Source organism: Dyadobacter sp. CY261 (assembly GCF_021440085.1).
In the GTDB taxonomy this organism is placed as follows: domain Bacteria; phylum Bacteroidota; class Bacteroidia; order Cytophagales; family Spirosomataceae; genus Dyadobacter.
On the sequence record NZ_JAKCPW010000001.1, the window covers coordinates 1,778,921 to 1,800,690 of the forward strand.

Genomic DNA, 21,770 nt, shown 5'->3' on the forward strand with positions numbered 1-21,770 from the left:
ACCCCGGTCTTTCCCCCGGCTTACCCCGATACAAATATACCGCTATGGCAACTGTTACATTTTACTTAAAAGACGCGAAAGGCACAAAGGAAACGCCAATTAATATGTACTTCTCATACGGGAATCTAAAACCATTCAAGTACGCCACTGGCGAGAGAATTGCGCCAGCAAATTGGAACCCCGAAAAGCAGATGATCAGAGACAAAAAAGGCGTCAGCGATGCGATGATTCGAAACGAGACCTTGGACCGGATGAGGAAGGCAATAGTAACCATCTACCGAAGGCTCATAATTGACGATCTGGATGTTTCCGATACATTGCTCCGCGAGCTATTAGACATTGAGATGGGGCGCAAAAAAGCCGACCCGAGTCTTACGCTGCTTCACTTTGCAAAGTCGTTTTCTGAAAAAATGGTTAGTCAAAAAAATTCCAATGCCAGGATCGTTACGATGGCCTATAACAACCTGACCGAATACTGCTCAAAGAAAAAGACCAGCATTGACTTCAAGGATATGGATATGTTGTTCCGAGACAGGTTCAATAGGTTTCTTCAAGAAAAAGGCTATGCACAGAACTCCATTTCCACCTGTTTCTCTGCCCTAAAAATCATCCTGACGGCTGCGAAGAACGCAGGCATTAATAAGTTCCTTTACTACCGAGATCGTGATTTTAGCGCGAAAAGAGAGCGGGTACGGAAGTATTCACTCTCGTATGACGAGCTGCTGGCAATTCACAAAAAGGACCTGTCCAATTTCTCTGATCAGTATGATGATATTCGGGATCTTTTCCTTATCGGCGCATTCACCGGTATGCGGTTCTCGGACTTTTCGAAATTAAAGCCCGAGTCCTTCGCCGATGGGATGATCACCAGAAAGACGAAAAAGACCGGCAACCTAGTAACCGCTCCAATGCACTGGATTATTCAGGAAATATTAGATAAGCGCGGAGGACAAATGCCGCGGATATACTGCTACGATACATTCAACAAAGGAATCAAAGAAATAGCCAGAATCTGCGGCGTGACGCAACCGGTAATCCTCAGCTACACCAAGGGCGGCGAAAGGGTTGATGAGATTGTTGAAAAATGGCAGGCAGTATCGACGCATGCGGCCAGGCGGTCCGGCGTGCGTATGATGAGGAAACAAGGCATAGACCGCGAAAAGATCATGCTGATTACAGGACACGAATCAATTTCCAGCTTCCGGATTTATGAAGATGTCGAGCAAGAGGAAAACGCCCTGGCACTAATGGATCATGCATTTTTTAAGAAGCCAGTATAGGTTCTATTGCGAATTTTGATAACTCGCCAATTTTCCGTTTTCAAAATAAAGATACATATCTGGATAAACCCACTGCTCATGAATTCCCCAATTGCCAACCGACTTATTAATGCTCATTGGATCTCCAAGTCCATCTCTGGCCATTCCAGCTGACATCCCAACCCAGTAATATCCATCAATGACCTTCTGCCCCACAGTTTTTCCGTATTTCCCTATCATCTTTTTCCTCCATAAAGCAGCCTCTACTTCGATTTCCTTTTCTATTTTTTGCAGAAGTAATTCACGATCTTCTTCCTTTTTTCGAAGTTCCGATGCTTTGTTATCCGCTAATTGTTGCTTTAAATCATTCTGCCGCCCTTTCAATGCTATTTTGTATCGCTTAATATCATCAGTTTCATTAATGAACATTTCGGAAATAAATCCGGTGATGAGATCTCTACTAACGGCCCAATACCCATTATCATAGTCAAGTAATCTAACTGCTGTTCCATTTTCCACAAACAGAACATTCTCCGAGACGGGATCAGGCTCCCTTCGAATAACTCCTCCGGTTGAAACTATTGCAGTTACAATGATGCCCTTATGTGCCTCAGAAAACTTTTCAATTGACGCGTTTGCTTCAAGTCGAGCCAGAATGCTTTTTGCCAAAATCAATGAATCACTCCTGCTTTTGACCTCAATTGTCAGTCGGTCAATTCTGGTTCGCAAAGAACTAATACTGTCGGATCGACTCGCCTGGCCGAACGAATCCACACTTAACGCAATGCACAGAATGATGCTTATCACATAGGGAATATGTCTCATACGCATACCTATCAATGGATCTACAAAAATTTCGTCTTCCTGTACAAATCTACCACGTTCATCATTTCGTAAACATCCGATAAATAAATTTCTTGATCTGGATAGATAGTCTTGTCTGGGTTGAGCGATCCAACGATGATCTTTCCATCCTCAACAAGGTGCGACTTAATGCGTTTCACCAGAACCCCATCCTTATGGACAATAATAAAGGTTTTGTATTGATGAATATGGAACCTGGATAACCATAGTGGCTTTTCAATGATCCGGCCAGTGATGATATCCCCTTCAATTATGGATTCCAGTGTGCCGTCATTCATGCTTTCTCCTCTTACTCGAAAGGCGCGATAATCGCCCTTGTTGTATACATCAACGCTTATCATATGCTTCGGAAGGTCATCTATGAAGTCGGGGTCACTCCATCCAGAAAGGTAACCACCATACGCATAGTACTCCACCAAAGGAACAAGCATGAAAGAGTTACCCTTTTCTGTATCGATAAATTCGTTACCAGATTTGTTCTTTATCACAGACTCGGAACCATCAGGATATCCGATTTCCTCAGCTTCGGATCTCGAAAAAAGCATCAACCCCTCGCCGGTTTCAATCCAATGCTGATTGATCCGGTCATCCAAAGAACCAATTTTCTGGATCAACTTTTTAGGAATAGATACTTGTCCATTTAAAATATTCGAAAACGCCCCTTTCGTTGAGTAGCCGAGCTTAAAACCAAGGTCTTGCTGAGAGGATGCTAACTTACTGGCTATCAAATAACTAACAACCATTTTAATTCGACCTAGGATATCCATGAAAAAAAATCTATAAAAAGTACATATTTTTCTTGCATAGAAATATGTACTTGTATATATTTGCATAAGTAATAACAGTCGCAAAACAACATCACAAAGTCCAAACGACCAAATCATTTGATTTAGCGGCATTTTCACACTTTATCACCAATCAACATGGATATCACTACCAAAATCAAAACTTTCGAAGATGCTTGCGAAGCGCTTGGCTTGGATTCGCAACTCGAAATCCCCTATCCTCATCCCGCATCTGATCGCCAAAAGGGCATTAATGCCGCTGCAAAGCTATTCATTATCGCTGAGGCATTGAATGAAGGTTGGAAGCCAAATTGGGAAGATTGGGACGAATACAAATACTATCCCTGGTTCAATATGTCCGCGGGTGGTTCCGGGTTCTCGTTCCTCGTCTACGGCTACGACGACTCGCTTTCGGACGTCGGCTCCCGCCTCGTTTTTCGGTCCCGCGAACTGGCCGAATACGCCGGGGAAACGTTTCTGGATATTTACCGAGATTGGATGCTATTCGGATAATGCATTCTACTTTTCTAAATTTGAAATTATTCATTAATAAAAAAAACTTAGCATTGATCATGGTCATTAAAATAAAATCATTCGAGGACGCCTGTGAAGTGCTTTCTGTTGATCAAGGACTAAGCAGGTCTGCTTTTGAGAAGTTAGAAATAGTTACGAGCGCCCTGAATGATGGATGGGTCGCAAATCAAAACGATCCAATGCAAGCCAAATTCTTTCCATTTATCAATAAAGCAGCCATTCAAGAACGGACAGGGGATTTAAAATTAACTGGCGATCTATCTTTGATTCTCTCCGGAGCGGGGTCTTTAAGTCTGTCCTTCAAATCGCCCGAACTTGCACTGTACGCAAGTAGTCAATTTGAATCCCTATACCTGGACATGATTCTCGAATAAAAAGCATGGTGGTAATGTAGCTCGGTTGGTCAGAGCCATGGGTCGGAGGTTCGAGCCCTCCCACTACCGCGCGACACGAACAGCCCCGTTAAGGAGTAAATAAACCGTATAACGTGTACGGCAACACCGTGTGTTTCTGATGTTGTGCTGTGAAATCAGAGAGGGAACCAGATACCGCAACCGGCAGATAAGTCGTAAGTCTGGAATCATAATCGACCGAGAGTAGGCTTTCCGGTGTGCCGCAACCAAAAACACCGGATATCAAATACACTTCATCAACAAACTTTAAAAACAGCATGATCCAGATTTTCGAATACGAGAGTAGTCCCATCCAATTCGAGGTGATTGATGGACAGGTAATGGCAAACGCCACCCTCATGGCCAAGGCATTCAACAAGAAGCCGGATGACATTTTCAGAACAAAAACTTGGAAAGAGTTCGAAAATGCCGTTATGGATGACACTGAATTGCGCTTCGAAGATATTCGAACCGTGAAAAACGGCGATGCTGGCGGATCATGGATTCACCAAGAACTAGTTTTGGAATTCTCACGCCGACTCAATACCAAGTTTTCTCTCTGGTGCAATCGAATGATAGCAGAGCTTTTGAAAAGTGGAACGGTGTCAATAAAGCCGAAGTCCACAGCAGAGCAGTTATTGGACAGTGCAAAGGTAATGGTCGAACATGAGCAGCGACTGAGCTTGTTGGAATCTAGAATTGAAAATCTTGAAGTAAGTAAAAGCAGAGCAACAAGACAGGTAATGGCTTTGCCGCTGAGCAATACGGCAATACCAGAACAAAGCGATAGAACAAAGATTTTGAGGCTGGTTAATGGGTATTGCAGAATGACGGGCATCAGCTCCCATGATACATGGAGTAAGTTGTACGCAGACTTGTATTATCTATACAACATTAGCGTTAGGGCATACAAGAAAAGACCGGACGAAAGAACCTATCTCGATGTCATTGAACGGCTAGGTCACCTTGATAAGCTTCACGCACTGATATCGGCAATGATTTATGACCTGGACCAAATGGCATCATGAGATCAACACCAATCATCAATCTCGAAGTTGGCGGAGTTTACCTGGTAAAAAGTCAAAAGGCCTGCTTGAAGGCAAATAAACCGCAACATCGCAAGATCGTCCGCCAACTACCACCAGGCAGCCTTTATGAATTTGAAGACGATCAGGGCGAGTTTTATACCAAGGAAGGCCGGTTCTTGAAGCGGATGCCATCCAATTACGATCTGATCAAGCGAATATCCTAACATCAATTATTACAACCCATGGAAGCGACATTAGAGAATTCATTCAGGCTGGAAAAACAAGGACACCGACAGAAAGTCTACGATGAATACACAAAGTTGATCAAAAACGGATTTCGATCACATGAGGCGGTTACCCACATTGTAAAAAACGCCGAGGCAATTTGCGGCATAAAGATCCATTCATTTGTAACCATCTATCGATATATCAATCGGATGAAAGCCGAAGAGGAGAAATCAAAAAAGCATCGATCCGTACGCTCATGAAATCGGTAGCTATCGTCCTCATCTTGGCACTCTCTATCCTTTCGCCGGCCATCAAATTCAAGATTGACCAGCTTTTTAAACGACACTGAATCAATGACGTTAGAAAATATTGAATCGCACATGCGCAATCAAATCGCTGTCATGTCCGAATTCCGGAAAGACTTTGACCAAATCAAAGAACATCTGCACAAAGGAGATGCGCTTCCAGAGGTTTATATAAACAGTAGCGAAGCTCAGCGTATCCTGAATGTATCTGCGAATCTGATCATTTTTTGGAGGAAGGAAGGGCTTCTAACCCACCACAAGAATCAGAAATGTCAAATCAACCGATACTTGCTATCCGAGGTATGGTGGCTAAAAAAACAGAAATACATGTTCATGACACCAATAGAGCTCACAAATCTGATCAAAAAAAGAAAGGTAGAGCTCGGCTTTTAATAATCGTTTATTCATCACCGTTATCAACAGTTCACCAATAAATTTATGTCACGTTACGAATCTACCCAAGCAGTAAACCCCGTCCAACGATACTACGATTGGGACGGACAAGGTCAAACATTCAGCCATTACAATTCAGAGTCGGCTGAACAAATTCCGGAAACATTGCCGTTCAAATTTTTCATCATCAGTGAACGGTACTGCGTCCGCGGGTTCGATGAAAATCTTCGCCAGGGCATTTTTTCAAATGTGGTTCAATATGTCGGCAGAGAAGAGCTCAATGTCCGCTGGAAAGATGGCAATACCATTGCAAAGGGACTATGGCGCGACATTAAAGGCGAGGTAAACGCCAACGGTGGTCACTACACAATGGTAATTTTTGCCATGTCGGAATTACAGGACTTGATTTGCATCCGACTCCGCGGGTCAGCCATTAAGTCTTGGGGCGACACAGTCGGCAAAAGCCGCGTACGTCAAAACGATGAATGGATTTCAGTTGCAAGCGTAGGGACAGGTGAAAATGAACGAGGCACTTATTATTATCCGATCTTCTCATTCGGCGGTTCACTTGCCAAAGAAGATGATGAGATTGGCGCGCAATTAGCCGCAGAACTCAAAAATTACCGGGAGAATAAACCAGTCGCTCAACCTGTCAGCCCAACGCCATCAACATCAATGCCCCCATCAGCCACCCTCCCGCCACCTACGGACGATGACGATGATCTTCCTTTTTAGCGTGTCAAATTCCACTTCATCATAATTGAATATAAGTAACCTCATCTTTCAGTATGGAGCGTATTAACAAGTCAAACGTCAAACGAGCCGTAGCTATTCACCGTGCCAGATCGCCTCGAAAAAACCGCCCGACGTTTATCTCAACCAGAGCAAACGGAACATTCCGGATGTCGCGCGGGCTCGTTGAACTAATGAATGATCCATCTCACGTTGAATTTTACATTGAGGACAACCGGCTTTTTATTGCACCAACAACGGAAGGCGTCGGATTCAAAGTAAGGAAATATTTGGATGGAGATAATAACGTCTTCTGCTGTCGGTATATCACTTCGATCTATTCAATGCTTATCGATCGAAAATCAATCGTATACACAGAACCGGTTGTATTAAAACTGGACGAAAATACCACCATTTCAGCTTACGAGATCCGTCTTGTAACAGATCCAGTCAAAAGTTAAGGGTTTTGGAATAATGCGCTTGGACATATTTCCAAGTCCACTTTGTGGATCAATATCGCTCATCACAAACAATCAATAACATGTCAACAGAATACCTTCAAATTTCAAAGTCAAATGCCATCAAAGCGTTTGAGTCAGCCGACAGGGCTGGGAAAAAACTTCTCAAAGACCTACTCGGAGAGGTTGCGCTAAGCCAGAAAATCACGGATCGGGTCAAATCTTACGAAGATGCGTGTCTGATCAAAGGCATCAAGCCAAAGACTATCGAAGATTTCTCATTCTTGGAAGATCAGGCAGAATACATGTTCGCAGTTCATCAGGACGATGTGATTAATGAGGTACTAAACGAAGGATGGAATCCGGATTGGAGCGATGACGACCAGTACAAATATTATCCATACTTCTATTGGGACGAAAATGCCGCGGGTGGTTCCGGGTTCTCGTTCCGCGGCGTCGGCTACGACTACTCGTTTTCGGGCGTCGGCTCCCGCCGGGTTTTCAAAACATCAGAACTGGCGACATACTCCGGAAAACAGTTTATTGAAATCCATCGTATCATCCACAATCCAAGACAGAAATGACAGAATTAATCCAAATCACCAAAGAAAATGCCATCAAGGCATTCAACTCAGCCGGACCAAAAGGAAAGGCCCTTCTTCAAAATTTGATTGGTGCCGATGTGTTGATTGAAAAAATCACAGACCGAGTGAAAAGTTATGAAGACGCATGTGAAGTACTGGGACTAAAACCCAAGACCATAAATGATTATGATGGAGCTGTCGCCGAATTTGCATTCCACAAACTCGAACGGATAGCGAAAGCACTAAATGAAGGCTGGAAACCAAATTGGGACAATTCAAGCGAGTGGAAGTACTACCCTTGGTTTGACATGCGGTCAACATCCGCGGGTGGTTCCGGGTTCTCGTTCAGCGACGGCGTCTACGGCAACTCGCGTTCGCGCGTCGGCTCCCGCCTCGTTTTTCGGTCCCGCGAACTGGCCGAATACGCCGGGGAAACGTTTCTGGATATTTACCGAGATTGGATGGTGATCGAATAAAGATAATGGGTTGTGCACTGCATGCCGCAGGTAGTTCCAGGTTCTCGTTCAACGACAACGACTACGACAACTCGAATTCGAACGTCGGCTCCCACATATGCAAAATCAAGAAATTGCAGCGCAGACCTTGGCAACATGCCAAAAAATGACCTGATAACCTTTATGACGCGCTGGTATCGCAAGAAAAAGCGAGTCGCAAAGCATAGGCTATGAAACGGACGGGAAATCTTTACGAAAAAGTTTGCAGTATCGAAAACCTTCACCTGGCCGATAGGAGAGCCAGAAAAGGTAAGCTCAGTCAGCATGGCATCAAAAAACATGATCACAACAAGGAATATAACTTACAAGCCTTGCACCTCATGCTTCGAAACAAATCGTTCAAAACATCGCAGTACACCACGTTTGTGATCTTTGAACCAAAGAGAAGAGAGATATCAAGGCTTCCTTACTTCCCAGACAGGATTGTACATCACGCCATCATGAATATTTTGGAACCAATCTGGACCTCAATTTTCACGCATGACACGTACGCATGCATCAAAGGGCGAGGAATTCACCTGGCCGCATCGAGAGTTAGTGCAGCGTTGAAAAACGAGCCGGAAACTAAGTACTGCCTAAAATTGGACGTAAGGAAATTTTACCCAAGTATCGATCATCAAATCATGAAATCCATAGTGCGTCGAAAAATCAAAGATCCCGACCTGTTGTGGCTGATTGACTCGATCATCGACAGCTCAGAGGGACTTCCAATCGGGAACTACCTCAGCCAGTTTCTATCAAATCTTTATCTAACCTACTTCGATCACTGGATTAAGGAAATGAAAAATGTTAAGCACTATTTCAGGTATTGCGACGACCTGGTAATTCTTGGGGACAGTAAGCCGGCATTACACCAGCTGCTCTCCGAGATCCGGGAATACCTGAGAGACAAATTAGGATTAGACGTCAAAGGAAACTATCAAATCTTTCCGGTTGCATCCCGCGGCATTGACTTCGTAGGGTACCGGATGTACCACACGCACACTATGCTCCGAAAGTCAATCAAGAAGAGCTTTGCCCGAGCGATCGCCAAAGGCAAAGGACCTGAATCGATCGCCGCGTACAAAGGATGGGCAAAGCACGCAAACTGTCTAAACCTCATCAAAGTACTCTCCCATGGAAAAAGTAAAGAAGTTCAAGGAATTCGGGATACAACCTGAAAGCAAAGGGTTCGTAGGGGACAAAATCGACGTCGACCGGATCATTAATACCGAAATAGTAGTGCACGACTACCGCATTGAAACATCCAAATATCCCGGCAAAGGCAACAGTAAATGCCTTCACATGCAGATCAGCATCGGAGATCAGAAAAGGGTGGTGTTTACCGGATCGACGGTCTTGCAATACGAAATTCAAAAAATATCAAAATCTGATTTCCCTTTCGAAACCACTATTGTCCGGGACAACAAACGTCTCGAATTCACCTGACTCCAATTATCATTCATCCTCAACTATCCAAAAAAAATGACACCTATCGACAAACTTTGGAGCCTTATTTCACTATGTATAATGCTAGCCATGGCAGGCGGCATGGTTTACATGATCATCTGCTTTGTCAGCGAAGTTAAGCGCGCAGTGAGAATGGATGATGGTGATCACAAACCTCGGCGCCGTGGCAAAAACCTGTAAACATCCAGGGTGTACTAATCCGGTGTTTTCAAAGCTCTACTGCCTGTTTCACCAGTACATCATCAAGAAGCCTCAGCGGATCGCGGCAGTGAGCAAAAAACAAGCCGAGAAGCTGAAAGAATACACCCGGCTGCGAATTGATTTTTTGAAAGTTCGACCAAAATGCGAAGCCGCGTTATCCGGATGCATAAAACGAGCAACACAGATCCATCATAGGGCTGGCCGAGGCAGGTATCTCCTTGAAGTGATAACATGGATGGCTATTTGCCAAAACTGCCACAGTAAGGTGCATGACCGTATGGGAGTTGACGAAGCGATAAAAACCGGCTTACGAATTAAAAAGACTTAGTAATTACACTTTCCATGGCCAGACCTCACAAACCCGGATTAGAATACTTCCCAAAGGATTCTAACATGCTCGGGGATCGAAAAATAAGACGACTTATGTCTGTCTGGGGCCTCAAAGGCCTTGTGGTTTACGAATATTTACTTTGTCTGATTTACGGAGATCAAGGGTACTTCATACGATATGACTCAAATCTGGCCTTTGACGTTGCTGATTACCTGAAAAACGACATTTCCGAAACCGATGTGAAGTCAATTGTTGTCACATGTTTGGATATTGATTTATTCGATCAAGATCGGTTTAAATCACTGAATGTGCTTACGTCTTCTGGTATTCAGAACAGGTACCTAAAAGCAAAAAGAGGTGGGGTTATTGCAAAAGAATACGAGGTTGTTGCAACAGAAACCAGGGTTATTGCTGCAATAACTACACTAAACTCAGCAATAAGTACACAAAGTAAAGTAAAGGAAATAAAAGAACAGGATAGTAAAGGAATTTTAGCGCCCGTCGGCGCAGAGAAAGAGGGGTTTAAAAATAAGGGTGACCCTATCATAGACCCGAAAAAAGAAAATGCCCCCCCGGTTGCGCCGCGCCCCCCCAAGTCAGAAACCAGATTTGACCTTGTGTCTGATAAGCTTGGAGTTATTAAATGCAAGGTATTAGCTGCATTGCTCAAAAAATACGATGACGAACACCCAAATGCATACCCAAGTGAGCTCTATACGAAATTTCTGGTTTACTGGTCCCAACCAAACGAACGCGGCCGGCCGAAGTGGATTGTAGAGCAAGATCGAAAAGGTGGAACATTCCACATTCCTGGCAGACTATCAACATTTAAGCAAAATGACTTCACCAACAAACCAACATCAGGAAACGGAAAGCCAGGTACTCTTAGACCTACTTCCATCGGTTCCCCTAACTACCGAGGAAAAGGAAGCGATTGCGATGTGGAACTCTAACCCGCAGGTTTTTCCTGAACTGACCGAAAAAGAGCGAGAATTCGCAATTGAAGATGCCATTGCGCGAGCGAGAAAAGAAAAGGGACAACGGCTATTCAACCTCGCTTACAAAGCGAAAGTCGAACGTGAGCGAGTATTCCCTTCGTTCGACGCGAAGTCCTTCAAGGATCTTCTACTACGATTGGGACAAACTCGCGCTATCGAACGCAAGTGGAAGTTTCCGTTTGCAATCGACGAGGATAATGAAAAAGTTGTTAAGCTACTTTGTCTGTATTTTACGCGAGATGAAAGATTTGAGCAGCAAAGCCCTGAATTCTCGCTCTGGAAAGGCATTGCACTGGTTGGTGACACTGGCGTCGGCAAAACAAGTTTGATGCAACTGTGTGCGAAAAATCCACACGCCTGCTATGCTCAATATGACTGCAAGACCATCGCGGACCAATATGCCGAACACGGCCCCGAAGTAATTGACAAATACATCGCCGACTTTGAGATCAAGAATTCAGATGAGCATTTTGGTCAAAAGGTTATCGGTCGCCTGTTTGATGATCTCGGCACCGAAGCCACTGCAAAGCACTTCGGCAATGAAAAGAACGTCATGGGTGACATCATCGAAGGAAGGTATCAAGGCGGATGGCACAATTTAACCCATATCACATCAAACCATACACTGGAAGAAATTCACACGATGTATGGGAAAAGGGTCTCTGACCGACTTCGCGAGATGTGCAACATTATTGAGTTTCCAGAAACGGCAAAATCCCGCCGCCGTTAATCACCATTTCATCATCAAACTTAAAATCATGCGAACAGAAACCCTAAACATGGAAGGATGCATCCGGACTTTCACCGGCATCTACATGGATGTTTTCAATCCTCAGCCTGAAATGATATGCCTGGAAGATATCGCCCATGGGCTTTCCCATCAGTGCCGATTCGGAGGACATCTGCCAAAATTTTACTCCGTGGCTCAGCACAGCGTAATGTGTGCCAATCTTGTAAGCCGTGAGTACGCCATGGCGGCACTGTTACACGATGCCAGCGAAGCATACCTTCTGGATATCCCGAAGCCAATTAAAAATCTCATACCACAGTATTCAGCCGCCGAGGATAAGTTGATGCAGATCATTGCCGACATGTTCGAGTTTCAATTTCCATTACACAAAGCAGTGAAAAGCATTGACCGGTGGATGCTGGAATGTGAATGGGAAAGCTTGATGCTAGGCAGGGAATCGAAGGAAAAATTAGAATGCTGGTCGCCGGAATTAGCAAAAGCCAATTTCTTATCCTATTTCAATTCAATCGCATGACGCACATTATTGGAATAGACCCGGATTTGGACCGGTCAGGCGTCGCAATTTGGAATGCTGACACCAAGGTATGGGAGCTGGCGAAAGCAATCAGCAACGAGAATTTGATTGATGAAATACTGGCAGTTTCCAGACCATCTTGTTCAGTCATCCTAATGGAAGCCGGATGGCTGAACAAGAAAGCCAATTTTCGCAAAACAACGGGCCGAGTATCGCAGGCAATTTCAAAAAAAGTAGGTCAAAATCATGCATCAGGTCAAATCCTGATGAAGATGCTCCAAAAAGAGGGATTTGAAGTACAAGAAATCAAGCCGCTCGTAAAAGGAATTCTTAAAAAGGATGGGAAATGGACGCATTCTGGCAAAAAGTTCATCGTCGAAAATACTGGGATTACTAGCAAAATGAATGATGAGGTACGCGATGCTCTGTTCATCGTGATGATCTCAAACAAAAGACCACTTTACTGAACATACTTCATCAACAAGCAATGAACTATCTGGAATTTTTATCCGCCAAGCAGCGGCGGCCGGTATCATCAGGCTTTGACGTAGATCTTTGTGACCTCAACCCGCACATGTTCCCGTTTCAAAAATTCTGCGTGCAGCGAGCTTTGAAAGCAGGTAAACATGCATTCTTCGAAGATTGCGGCCTCGGCAAGACGATTCAGCAGTTAGCATGGTCCGAACAAGTATCAAAACGAACCGGGATGCCGAGCATTATTCTTGCACCGTTATCCGTCAAAGATCAGACCATCAAGGAAGCGCGTAAGTTTGGAATTGATATGGCAAACATCCATGTCGAAAACTATGACCAGCTGCACAACATCGACACTAGTATCTATGCCGGCGTAGTCCTGGATGAATCATCAATCCTGAAAAACTTTGAAGGGGCCATGCGGAATCAAATAATTGATGCATTCCGAAACACTCCCTACAAATTGGCTTGTACCGCTACCCCATCGCCGAATGATCCGATGGAATTGGGCAACCACTGCGAATTCCTTGATGTGATGACTCGAAACGAAATGCTATCGATGTATTTCGTTCACGATGGCGGAGAAACCTCCAAGTGGCGGTTGAAAGGGCACGCTGTGAAAGAATTCTACCGGTTCGTCGGATCATGGGCGATCATGCTCAGTAGTCCGTCCGACATTGGATTCAAAATGGAAGGGTACAGCTTGCCAGAGCTCAATCTTATCGAAAGGAAGATCAAGACTTCGAAGAGGGATAATGGATTGCTTTTCAACGATGTCGTTGTCTCTGCGACGAATTTCAATTCTGAGCTTCGGATGACTATGAATGAGCGAATTTCCGAAGTTGTTGAAATCGTCAAAAGCAAACCAGATGAGAGTTTTATTATTTGGGTAAAGCACAATGAGGAGGGCGATACGCTTGAAAAATTGATCCCTGGTTCTGTTCAGGTCAAAGGTTCCGATTCCGCCGAATGGAAGAAAACTCAGCTGCTCGGATTCGCCGATGACAATTTCCGGGTTCTAATCACGAAGGTTAAAATTGCATCCTTCGGCATGAACTATCAGAATTGCCACAATCAAATTTTCGCCTCGCCGGATTTTAGCTTCGAAGGACTTTACCAGGGCATTCGCCGGTCATATCGATTCGGGCAGAACAAACCAGTTAACATTTACTTGATCACTACCGACACAATGTCGAACGTAATCCGGGCCATCAACCAAAAAGAAAGCCAATTTGAAATAATGAAAACAGAGATGAGAGAAGCGACAAATGTCCTTTTGAATCCAGACAATGCAACATCAAAATATTACGATGTTGAATCCGAAGAGAACGAATGGTATTCTGTTCAATGTGGCGACTCGGTTCAGCTCATCAAAGACATCCCTGATGAGTCAATCGGCCTCAGCGTATTTAGCCCACCGTTCGCAGATCTTTACACGTACAGTGACAAAATTGAAGACATGGGAAACTGCAAGGACTACACTGAATTTCTCGTACAATTCAAGTACCTGGTAGTTGAACTTTTCAGGATCATGATGCAGGGGCGGAATGTCGCGGTGCATTGCATGGACTTGCCGATTCAAAAGGGCAAAGAGGGGTTTATTGGGCTCCGTGACTTCTCCGGCATGATCAAGGATGTTTTCGAATCTGTCGGATTCATTTACCATTCGAGAATTACGATTTGGAAAGATCCTGTGGTCGAAATGCAGCGGACCAAAGCATTAGGCCTATTGCACAAGCAGGTAAAAAAGGATAGCACTATGTCAAGAGTCGGCATTCCTGATTATATCCTGGTATTTCGTAAGGATGGAGACAGGTCTAACCCGGTAACCAACACCGATTTATCCGTCGATCTATGGCAAAAATACGCTTCCCCCGTTTGGATGGATATCAACTACGGAAAAACACTGAATGGATTCCGAAATGCTCGGGAAGATGATGACGAGAAACATATTGCTCCTTTACAACTGGAAACAATCGAAAGGCTCATCCATCTTTATAGCAACAAGGGAGATACCGTTTTTACCCCATTCATGGGCATTGGGAGTGAGGCATTTCAAGCCGTTCAGATGAATCGAAAAGCAGTCGGCTTTGAGCTGAAACCAAGTTATTTCGCCGAAGCAAAAAAGAATCTGATGTCATGTCTCGAAGGCAAAAAACAGCTGACGCTATTCTAAATTAAATTCACTTCAATCAACAAACCAACATGAAAAATGCTAAACTGGACATCACTGTCCAAAGTGCTCAATCTGCCTTCAATGCAGGTAACTCCGATCAAAAAGAGCTTTTAAAGAAGCTATTTCCCGATCACAATTTTCAGCAAAAAATCACTGACAGGGTGCGGTCCTATGAAGATGCTTGCGACATTGTCGGTATCGTTCCGCACACAATTGAAAACTTTTCCGATGTGCCGGATGTCGATCGCCAATCAACCTTTGCCTATCACCAGCTGACAATTATTGCCAGGGCTCTAAACGAAGGATGGGCTCCTGATTGGAAGAACCACAACCAGCCAAAATATTACGGATGGTTTGAGCATGCCGCGGGTGGTTCCGGGTTCTCGTTCTGCGTCAGCGCCTGCGTCTTCTCGCTTTCGTACGTCGGCTCCCGCCTCGTTTTTCGGTCCAGCGAACTCGCCGAATACGCCGGAAAAACTTTCATCGAGATCTACAACTCATATCTACTGTAACCCATGGCAAGCTGGTATTTAGGTCAAATTCGATATCAAAAGGAAGATGAGGCAGGACGCCTCAAAACCATCAATGAGCAGTACTTGGTAGACGCTGTTAGCCATACCGAGGCCGAATCAACGCTATACAAAAGGATTACGACTGGCGCATCTGATTTTTCCGTAAAGCGCATAACGCCCGTCAAGCTATCAGACCTTTTTAGCTATGAAGATGGCGAGGAATGGTTCAAATCCAAGATCGTCTACTTCTCCGTTGATGAGAAAAGCGGCAAAGAGAAAAAGATCGTCAATCAGATGATTGTTAACGCAGAAGGTATTCAACAGGCCCTGGACCGGATCAATGAAAGCATGCGAAACTTCCTCATCCCTTATGAGGTGGAAGCGCTTACCAAAACGAAAATATTGGATGTGATTCCGTATCTATCCGAGGGCGAAGAAAATTTAACAATCCCCGAAAACATGAAGCCGCTGTCAGAGGTTATGGCAGAAAGGCAAGCCGATTCGCCACCGCAATCAGATCAATAAAATGGAAACAACCACAGATAACTTGAAACAGGCGTCCTGTTTGATAGAATCGGCAATTGAATGCATCAATGCGGCTTTCATGGTTGTGCCAGCACCCGAGCTACTTATAGACATCAACAACTATGTCAATGGAGCTTTTTCGATTATGGAGGACGAAGAAATGGAGGTCATCCGGTTTGGCGACTTAACCAGGACAACAGATCCAACCTATCAGCCTTATGCATCTATCAAAGCCGCAAACGACATATTATCAAAATTGATACTGCCTGTCACATTTAATGAAAAACGAGATGCATGGATCGATGTGATTGATAGATTAAAAGTGTCGCAGGCTCATTTACAACAAGTTTTATAAACAATTACACTCATCATAAAATGACAACAACAGCGGCGCCCAAGGTTAAGGGCACATCGAAGCTGGGAGAGAAGAAATTCTCGCTCAACGTCAACTCGAAAGAGTTTTTAAAGGCTTGCAACATAGCAGCAAAAGCCATTGATCCAAGGCCCATTGTACCCGCATTCGGATATATTAAAATTGATGTCGAATCTGGTCAAATGACGCTATGTGGATCGAATTCTAAGCATTTGGTGACTACCACTTTATCCTGTGATGAAAAGTCTGCACCATATTCATTTTTATTCCCGTCGGAACTCGGATTGAAACTCCTGCGCTCCTTACCAGACACTTCCATCGAAATTTCGCAATATCAAAACAATGGATGGAAGGATGTGAAATCGTCAGGCGGTGTTTCATCAATTCAATTCGAAGCTTTTACCATCCGAATTGAATGCGGTGGAAATTCATATCAGCTGGAAACTGAGAATCCCGCAGATTTCACAATTCCTAAACTATCAGGAGAGTTTGTCGAAATATTTCTTCCTCTCGCCGAATTATCAAAATCTATATTCTATTGCAAAGACTCGGTTGCCGAAGAAGGGAAAAGCCAGGAGCATTTGGAGGGAATATTAGTGGCCATTCAACACGAAGAATTGATTGTTGCCAGTTCCGACAACGTCGTGCTCGTTGAGCGCAGAGTTCCGGTGCGTAACGACGATAATCTTGATGCCAGGATCAACGTTCCTATCGCATTTGCGTCATTACTTCCAGTATGTTCCGGAGAAATCGCTTGCTTGAAAATTTATGACGATTCGATCGAGGTTACAGATAACGTAACCACGGTGAGAGTGATGCTACGAAATGTTCAATTTCCGGCATACGAAGCCATGCTGCCGACATCGTTTGCCACGAAGGCATCTACAACAATGGATTCTCTTGGTGCAGCAATTTCGAGATCTACCCTTTTTGCAAATCAAGTGTCAGGGCTAGCAAAATTATCAATCCAAGACAATGGGTTCACTGTCGATGTTCCACCCGGTGTGTATTCAAACGAGTCGAGCGAATCCGTAGAAATGACCCACTTTGAAGGTTCAGAAATGGGAATATGCCTCAACTGCCGTAAAGTAAATGACATCCTCGGCAAAATATCCGGTGGCGGGAATGTCCTTCTGAACATGAACGGCCGAATGAAAGCAATACTTGTGTTACCCGAATCAGACCCAGGACTTAAAATACTGGTCATTCCGATCGACGAAGAAAAGGCTCCATAATTCAATTTTTACCACCTCATCAACAACAAAAATGCGCAGAGGAACAGTTAAAGCAAAACCACAATCTCCCAAAAAGAAAAAAGCGAATCTTGTTACGCTTGGAGAAACTTACGACGGATCCATTAATCGATCCTATGAAGGCTACCCTCGATACCTGGTAATCCCGCCCAAGGGGTCCGGAACATCATTCATATCTCAGACCAATATGAGCGTTGAAAAGCTCCTTAGAAAGCATCCGGGTTCTGAAATACGACCACTACCCTATTAACTATGGGAAGCATTGTAAGCCATATCCATGACCTGATCGAAGAGTTCGGGTCATGGGAAAATTATGAGAAACATCACCAGGCTGATGATATGAAAACCATTAAAATAGAGCCGAACGACTCAGCAGGCAAAAACCTCATGACTAAAAATGATCAGTATAAAGGGCGCTGGATAGGAACAAATAGCTTCATATACGGCGATTTGTTAACCACATCCGATGGGAAGCACTTCATAGTCACGTCCGAATTCGACTCTAAAAAGGGCGGATCCGTTCATAAGCACTATGAAGTATATCCTGGCACAGTTCAGAGGGTTGAAAAGAAAAATCAATCAACACCAATCATCAAACAGTTGAAGGAATGAAAATACAATTAAACGACTCATTGAGATCGAGATTTTTCGCTCAATATATCAACACCTGTTATTGCGGAGATCATGGGGAAAATTTCATAGAAGAATGGAAGGAATCTACTTTCATTTCATTCATTGAAGCAGAACAGGAGCAGGCATTTTTGTTTTTACGATCAATCGAAGCTATTACTGACGAAGAGGCGATTGAGGTGGCGAAGATTATAAATGGCGATTCAGATTATTGGTATGCTCCGGCAAATGGGCGTAATGCTATTGCTGAGTTAGAATGGACATGGCCATCTCCGAAAACCATGGGTGAGTTGAATGACTACCTACGCTCAATCGGAGTGGCATTGCCTTATCTCGGCCACTCAGTCGCCGACCTCGAAGCCGCTGGCTGGATAAAGTTAATCGAACACAAAACCTCAAATTAGAAGAAAGATGGCGAGAGAGATAAAGTTTCGCGGATGGCATATTCCGACAAAGAAAATGATCGACCTAAAAAAGATCACGCCATTAGCCTTGGACGCAGGACTTCAACACCAAGACGGACTATTTCTTCCATTTTCGGGGGATGTAGTTTTGGAGCAGTATGCCAATCGGAAGGACAAGAATGGGGTCGAAATTTACGAAGGAGACATTGTCAAGCTTCACAATAATATCGAAATAACAAAAGAAGAGTATTGGTTCCCGGTCTACGAAGTCCAATATGTCAATCTTGGATTCGATTTAAAATATGTAGGTGGCGGAATGAACCCTCAGTCTCAGATGTTTCATTTTGCGCATTACTTCAAATCGTTCGAAGTGATAGGAAACATCCACGATAATCCCGAGCTACTACCATGAACCAAGACCTATTCAACCAGTCAAAGCAAGCGTGGCGGTGAGGCATGGGTAAAAACAAGCTTACAAATGAAAACATTCGAAGAAATACTTCAAGAAGAGTTAGGAAAATACGGATGCGTAACCTTCGCTCATTTCCTTTGGAAAAACAAGCCAAACGCAATTAAGCTTTTAAAGGCAGTCTCAGAACGATTAGCCAACGAGGCAGTGAAGGCTGATCGCGAAAACCGTGATGGGTTCTACGAGGAATACATGAGCAGGGAGTTAATAATTAGGCATTGGGACTTGAATAACCGAGACCTCCCCTTCCCACAACCACAAGAGAAATGAAAACGAGAGACCATTACAATGATCCGATTCGGGTGAAAGGGCTGACTTTTCTTGAAAAGTATAACTTGACCAGAGACGACATGACCACTCTTTGGGATTTATTCATGAAGTATGGCATGACGAGGCCAAATCAGCCTGAGCAAAGTAAAGCCAATCACTACTTTATTCAAGGTATCGTTGAGCACAATATTATTGGCTGGAAGGATTGGAAATCAAAGTTAACGCCAAGCGTTAAGTCGTTTATTCAAGAGAGATATCCTCAACTAATGGTTCAGGATAATAAATTTTCTAAGTCATGAAAACCGCCGAAGAAATGATCAAGAGCGCGTTCCCTGACTGGCACGACTGGCCGGAATGGGCGCTAGAAGGGACAATCCAAGTTATGCACGATTACGCCACCTCCGTCGCGAAAGATGCGCTGACCATGGCGGCGGACAATGCCGAGTTCGTGCAATGCAATGGCTTTGACGTAAAAGAATCTATCCTTAACACTGAAATCGTACTACCATGATAGAATATCTTAAATATTACTTCTTAGTTTTTCGAATGTACTTTTTCTATCGAAGGCAGAATCGAAGAATGAAAAAATCTTCAAGGCTATGGGAAGTAGCAAAGCTAATGGCAGAAGTGAGTCGCAAGGAGCGATGGTTTAATGACAAGGTTGACTCGCTCATTATTCCAGAGGAAACTAAAAGGTCTTTTAAAATAGAAATTCGATGAAGCCCCTCCACCCAACCCCATCCGAACTCGATGCCCTTTTGGAGGGGAAGTGTTCGGCGATTGTGAGGCCGATAAAGCCGCAGCCGACCGAAAAAGGTCGCATAGCATTCTTGGTAGATCAGCCTTCCCGATTTGTTGACATACGCGAAAGTCAAGACTTCCATGGGAAATCAGAGATCGTAAATCAATGGAACTCCCCCTTCGGTTCTGCCGGAACGATCTTATGGTGTAAGGAAACTTGGCAATACGATTTTAAAATTGAAGACGAATCTGATTCTGAGAAGATTTTCTTTCACAAGCACAGTTGGCCAAATTACCCAATGAACAGTGGTCAATATTGGTTATCGCCCGCTGTTATGCCCAAAGCAGCATGCCGCCTCTGGCTGGAAGTTGTGGATGTGAAGGTGTGCCGGGTGCAGGAACTGACAAATGAAGAAACGATTGGCTTTGGTCACTACCCTATGCCCCATAGATGTGAGCAATCATGGCCATTCGATTCCCATCGAGACGCATTCCGTGTTTTATGGAATCGAGAATACGGGCCAAGGCAACTACAATTGGATAAAAACCCCTGGATCTGGTACGCAACAGTTAAACGAATCGATAAACCTGATAATGTATGAAAAAGAAAGTTCATTTCGAAACGCCCGGCGGTACTTGCTGTGGCATAGTCTGCGCTCCTAATTCTCTTGGAAATTCAGCGATTGAAATTGAAGACGATTCGATGAAAATTCTAATGAAATTAACGTTTCAAGATGTATATGACTCGGAATTTTGGATGAGTGATCGCTACCCTGAATGGGTGCAAGCAATTCCTGGGTCCCAGGTTGCGAAAACGATCCGGTCTTATACAAATCAGGCTGAGTTTATCGAAGCTGCGGTGAGAGAAAAAGAACTTCGGAACAAGCACACCGGCGCATTCGTAATGGAGGCGTAGTCGCCCGGAATAGGTAAGATCCCGGTATTAGGCCGGGAGACGAGAGTTCGAATCCCTCATGCGTCGGGTGCTGTTTTATTTTTTATCTTTGAATAACTTCATTTAAACATTCTGACGTATGCTAGGCACTGGATTTTCGGTTAATATCATGCCGCACCTGATGGATCCAGACGGCGAACCAGTAAGTCTTTTGAACGAGATTGGCGAAATTGTCGCAGATCATTTTAGTAGTGATATCACCGCAAAGATTGAATTTGCGGGATCGCATGACTATATGTTTGAATATTATCTGCCGGAGCATGCCGCCGGAGCCTATTTAAGGATCTCGGCCGCACAAGCTCATGGGAAAGTCAGCATCAGCCAGGCCGTAGACTGGTTTATTAAGCACCTTCAAAAAGAGGTAGAAAAAGTATCTATTCGGGATTGGGTTATGAATAAAGCCCACATTATGATTTTAGGCACACCCATTACAGATTACAATGTGATAATCCCAATCTTCGACCGACATGGCGGGCTATGGCAAGTGGAGTTCACGCCAAGGGATGGAAAATGGGAGTTTGTAAGGGTAAAATAAATCAGGGGCCATGAGCCCCTTCTTTGTGTACTAATCTAACTAAATCGAATGTGGTGTTAGTTATTCAATGCGTACATTATTGCGCTGAACATCATATCTGCTATACGGGTATAGCCAGTCGAGTTTAAGTGC

The 21,770-nt window shown here is 44.1% G+C and carries 32 protein-coding genes and 1 tRNA gene; 31 read left to right on the forward strand and 2 right to left on the reverse strand.

Annotation, left to right across the window (positions count from 1 at the left end):
• The first annotated feature begins 44 nt into the window (after positions 1-44).
• Positions 45-1,280: a phage integrase SAM-like domain-containing protein gene (locus tag LZD49_RS07135; RefSeq protein WP_234666629.1), complete on the forward strand. Its 1,236-nt coding sequence runs from the start codon at positions 45-47 to the stop codon at positions 1,278-1,280.
• 3 nt (positions 1,281-1,283) lie between these two features.
• On the opposite strand, the gene LZD49_RS07140 is transcribed toward LZD49_RS07135, so the two are convergent.
• Positions 1,284-1,928: a hypothetical protein gene (locus LZD49_RS07140; RefSeq protein ID WP_234666630.1), complete on the reverse strand. Its 645-nt coding sequence runs from the start codon at positions 1,926-1,928 to the stop codon at positions 1,284-1,286.
• 176 nt (positions 1,929-2,104) lie between these two features.
• Positions 2,105-2,890: a hypothetical protein gene (locus tag LZD49_RS07145; RefSeq protein WP_234666631.1), complete on the reverse strand. Its 786-nt coding sequence runs from the start codon at positions 2,888-2,890 to the stop codon at positions 2,105-2,107.
• A 156-nt stretch (positions 2,891-3,046) separates the two neighbouring features.
• Between LZD49_RS07145 and LZD49_RS07150 the strand changes: the two genes are divergently transcribed.
• The 30 genes from LZD49_RS07150 to LZD49_RS07295 all read left to right on the forward strand — a co-directional run bounded on the left by LZD49_RS07150 (position 3,047) and on the right by LZD49_RS07295 (position 21,638).
• Positions 3,047-3,421 carry a hypothetical protein gene (locus tag LZD49_RS07150; protein ID WP_234666632.1) on the forward strand — a complete coding sequence of 125 codons (375 nt, stop codon included), beginning with the start codon at positions 3,047-3,049 and terminating at the stop codon, positions 3,419-3,421.
• Between the two features lie 20 nt (positions 3,422-3,441).
• Positions 3,442-3,816 (forward strand): hypothetical protein, encoded by a 375-nt coding sequence (locus LZD49_RS07155; RefSeq protein ID WP_234666633.1) that lies wholly within the window; start codon positions 3,442-3,444, stop codon positions 3,814-3,816.
• A gap of 10 nt (positions 3,817-3,826) precedes the next feature.
• Positions 3,827-3,885: transfer RNA gene (locus tag LZD49_RS07160), tRNA-OTHER, on the forward strand.
• Between the two features lie 227 nt (positions 3,886-4,112).
• Positions 4,113-4,862: a KilA-N domain-containing protein gene (locus tag LZD49_RS07165; protein WP_234666634.1), complete on the forward strand. Its 750-nt coding sequence runs from the start codon at positions 4,113-4,115 to the stop codon at positions 4,860-4,862.
• Complete coding sequence (locus LZD49_RS07170; RefSeq protein ID WP_234666635.1) at positions 4,859-5,086, forward strand: hypothetical protein; 228 nt, start codon at positions 4,859-4,861, stop codon at positions 5,084-5,086. The genes LZD49_RS07165 and LZD49_RS07170 overlap by 4 nt, the downstream gene beginning before the upstream one ends.
• Before the next feature lie 384 nt (positions 5,087-5,470).
• Entirely contained in the window at positions 5,471-5,788 is a 318-nt protein-coding gene (locus tag LZD49_RS07175) for a hypothetical protein (protein WP_234666636.1), read from the forward strand.
• 45 nt (positions 5,789-5,833) lie between these two features.
• Positions 5,834-6,523: a hypothetical protein gene (locus LZD49_RS07180; protein ID WP_234666637.1), complete on the forward strand. Its 690-nt coding sequence runs from the start codon at positions 5,834-5,836 to the stop codon at positions 6,521-6,523.
• Between the two features lie 538 nt (positions 6,524-7,061).
• A complete protein-coding gene (locus tag LZD49_RS07185; protein WP_234666638.1) occupies positions 7,062-7,562 on the forward strand; it encodes a hypothetical protein in 501 nt (166 codons plus the stop codon).
• A complete protein-coding gene (locus LZD49_RS07190) occupies positions 7,559-8,038 on the forward strand; it encodes a hypothetical protein (RefSeq protein ID WP_234666639.1) in 480 nt (159 codons plus the stop codon). The genes LZD49_RS07185 and LZD49_RS07190 overlap by 4 nt, the downstream gene beginning before the upstream one ends.
• 359 nt (positions 8,039-8,397) lie before the next feature.
• Complete coding sequence (locus LZD49_RS07195; RefSeq protein ID WP_255720958.1) at positions 8,398-9,237, forward strand: RNA-directed DNA polymerase; 840 nt, start codon at positions 8,398-8,400, stop codon at positions 9,235-9,237.
• A complete protein-coding gene (locus LZD49_RS07200; RefSeq protein ID WP_234666640.1) occupies positions 9,194-9,505 on the forward strand; it encodes a hypothetical protein in 312 nt (103 codons plus the stop codon). The genes LZD49_RS07195 and LZD49_RS07200 overlap by 44 nt, the downstream gene beginning before the upstream one ends.
• Before the next feature lie 184 nt (positions 9,506-9,689).
• Complete coding sequence (locus LZD49_RS07205; RefSeq protein ID WP_234666641.1) at positions 9,690-10,055, forward strand: hypothetical protein; 366 nt, start codon at positions 9,690-9,692, stop codon at positions 10,053-10,055.
• Between the two features lie 14 nt (positions 10,056-10,069).
• On the forward strand, positions 10,070-11,011 hold the full coding sequence (locus LZD49_RS07210; protein WP_234666642.1) for a DUF4373 domain-containing protein: 942 nt from the start codon (positions 10,070-10,072) through the stop codon (positions 11,009-11,011).
• Positions 10,998-11,786 carry a hypothetical protein gene (locus tag LZD49_RS07215; protein WP_234666643.1) on the forward strand — a complete coding sequence of 263 codons (789 nt, stop codon included), beginning with the start codon at positions 10,998-11,000 and terminating at the stop codon, positions 11,784-11,786. The genes LZD49_RS07210 and LZD49_RS07215 overlap by 14 nt, the downstream gene beginning before the upstream one ends.
• A 28-nt stretch (positions 11,787-11,814) precedes the next feature.
• A complete protein-coding gene (locus LZD49_RS07220; protein WP_234666644.1) occupies positions 11,815-12,321 on the forward strand; it encodes a hypothetical protein in 507 nt (168 codons plus the stop codon).
• A complete protein-coding gene (locus LZD49_RS07225; protein ID WP_234666645.1) occupies positions 12,318-12,788 on the forward strand; it encodes a hypothetical protein in 471 nt (156 codons plus the stop codon). The genes LZD49_RS07220 and LZD49_RS07225 overlap by 4 nt, the downstream gene beginning before the upstream one ends.
• A 20-nt stretch (positions 12,789-12,808) precedes the next feature.
• Positions 12,809-14,971 carry a DNA methyltransferase gene (locus tag LZD49_RS07230; RefSeq protein WP_234666646.1) on the forward strand — a complete coding sequence of 721 codons (2,163 nt, stop codon included), beginning with the start codon at positions 12,809-12,811 and terminating at the stop codon, positions 14,969-14,971.
• A 29-nt stretch (positions 14,972-15,000) separates the two neighbouring features.
• Positions 15,001-15,483, forward strand: coding sequence for a hypothetical protein (locus LZD49_RS07235; RefSeq protein WP_234666647.1), 483 nt, complete (start codon positions 15,001-15,003; stop codon positions 15,481-15,483).
• A gap of 3 nt (positions 15,484-15,486) precedes the next feature.
• Positions 15,487-16,008, forward strand: a complete 522-nt coding sequence (locus LZD49_RS07240) for a DUF4494 domain-containing protein (protein WP_234666648.1) — start codon at positions 15,487-15,489, stop codon at positions 16,006-16,008.
• Between the two features lies 1 nt (position 16,009).
• Positions 16,010-16,363 (forward strand): hypothetical protein, encoded by a 354-nt coding sequence (locus tag LZD49_RS07245; protein WP_234666649.1) that lies wholly within the window; start codon positions 16,010-16,012, stop codon positions 16,361-16,363.
• A gap of 20 nt (positions 16,364-16,383) precedes the next feature.
• Positions 16,384-17,616, forward strand: a complete 1,233-nt coding sequence (locus LZD49_RS07250) for a hypothetical protein (protein ID WP_234666650.1) — start codon at positions 16,384-16,386, stop codon at positions 17,614-17,616.
• A 270-nt stretch (positions 17,617-17,886) separates the two neighbouring features.
• On the forward strand, positions 17,887-18,246 hold the full coding sequence (locus tag LZD49_RS07255; protein ID WP_234666651.1) for a hypothetical protein: 360 nt from the start codon (positions 17,887-17,889) through the stop codon (positions 18,244-18,246).
• Positions 18,243-18,668, forward strand: a complete 426-nt coding sequence (locus LZD49_RS07260; RefSeq protein WP_234666652.1) for a hypothetical protein — start codon at positions 18,243-18,245, stop codon at positions 18,666-18,668. Before LZD49_RS07255 ends, LZD49_RS07260 begins: the two co-directional genes overlap by 4 nt.
• 7 nt (positions 18,669-18,675) lie before the next feature.
• Complete coding sequence (locus LZD49_RS07265) at positions 18,676-19,080, forward strand: YopX family protein (protein WP_234666653.1); 405 nt, start codon at positions 18,676-18,678, stop codon at positions 19,078-19,080.
• A gap of 66 nt (positions 19,081-19,146) precedes the next feature.
• Entirely contained in the window at positions 19,147-19,407 is a 261-nt protein-coding gene (locus LZD49_RS07270) for a hypothetical protein (protein ID WP_234666654.1), read from the forward strand.
• A complete protein-coding gene (locus tag LZD49_RS07275; protein ID WP_234666655.1) occupies positions 19,404-19,706 on the forward strand; it encodes a hypothetical protein in 303 nt (100 codons plus the stop codon). The genes LZD49_RS07270 and LZD49_RS07275 overlap by 4 nt, the downstream gene beginning before the upstream one ends.
• Positions 19,703-19,918, forward strand: a complete 216-nt coding sequence (locus tag LZD49_RS07280) for a hypothetical protein (protein ID WP_234666656.1) — start codon at positions 19,703-19,705, stop codon at positions 19,916-19,918. Before LZD49_RS07275 ends, LZD49_RS07280 begins: the two co-directional genes overlap by 4 nt.
• A 205-nt stretch (positions 19,919-20,123) precedes the next feature.
• Positions 20,124-20,750: a hypothetical protein gene (locus tag LZD49_RS07285; RefSeq protein ID WP_234666657.1), complete on the forward strand. Its 627-nt coding sequence runs from the start codon at positions 20,124-20,126 to the stop codon at positions 20,748-20,750.
• The gene (locus tag LZD49_RS07290) at positions 20,747-21,064 is read left to right on the forward strand and encodes a hypothetical protein (protein WP_234666658.1); all 318 of its coding nucleotides are present in this window, start codon (positions 20,747-20,749) and stop codon (positions 21,062-21,064) included. Before LZD49_RS07285 ends, LZD49_RS07290 begins: the two co-directional genes overlap by 4 nt.
• A 160-nt stretch (positions 21,065-21,224) precedes the next feature.
• Positions 21,225-21,638: a hypothetical protein gene (locus tag LZD49_RS07295; protein ID WP_234666659.1), complete on the forward strand. Its 414-nt coding sequence runs from the start codon at positions 21,225-21,227 to the stop codon at positions 21,636-21,638.
• The last annotated feature ends 132 nt before the right edge of the window (positions 21,639-21,770 follow it).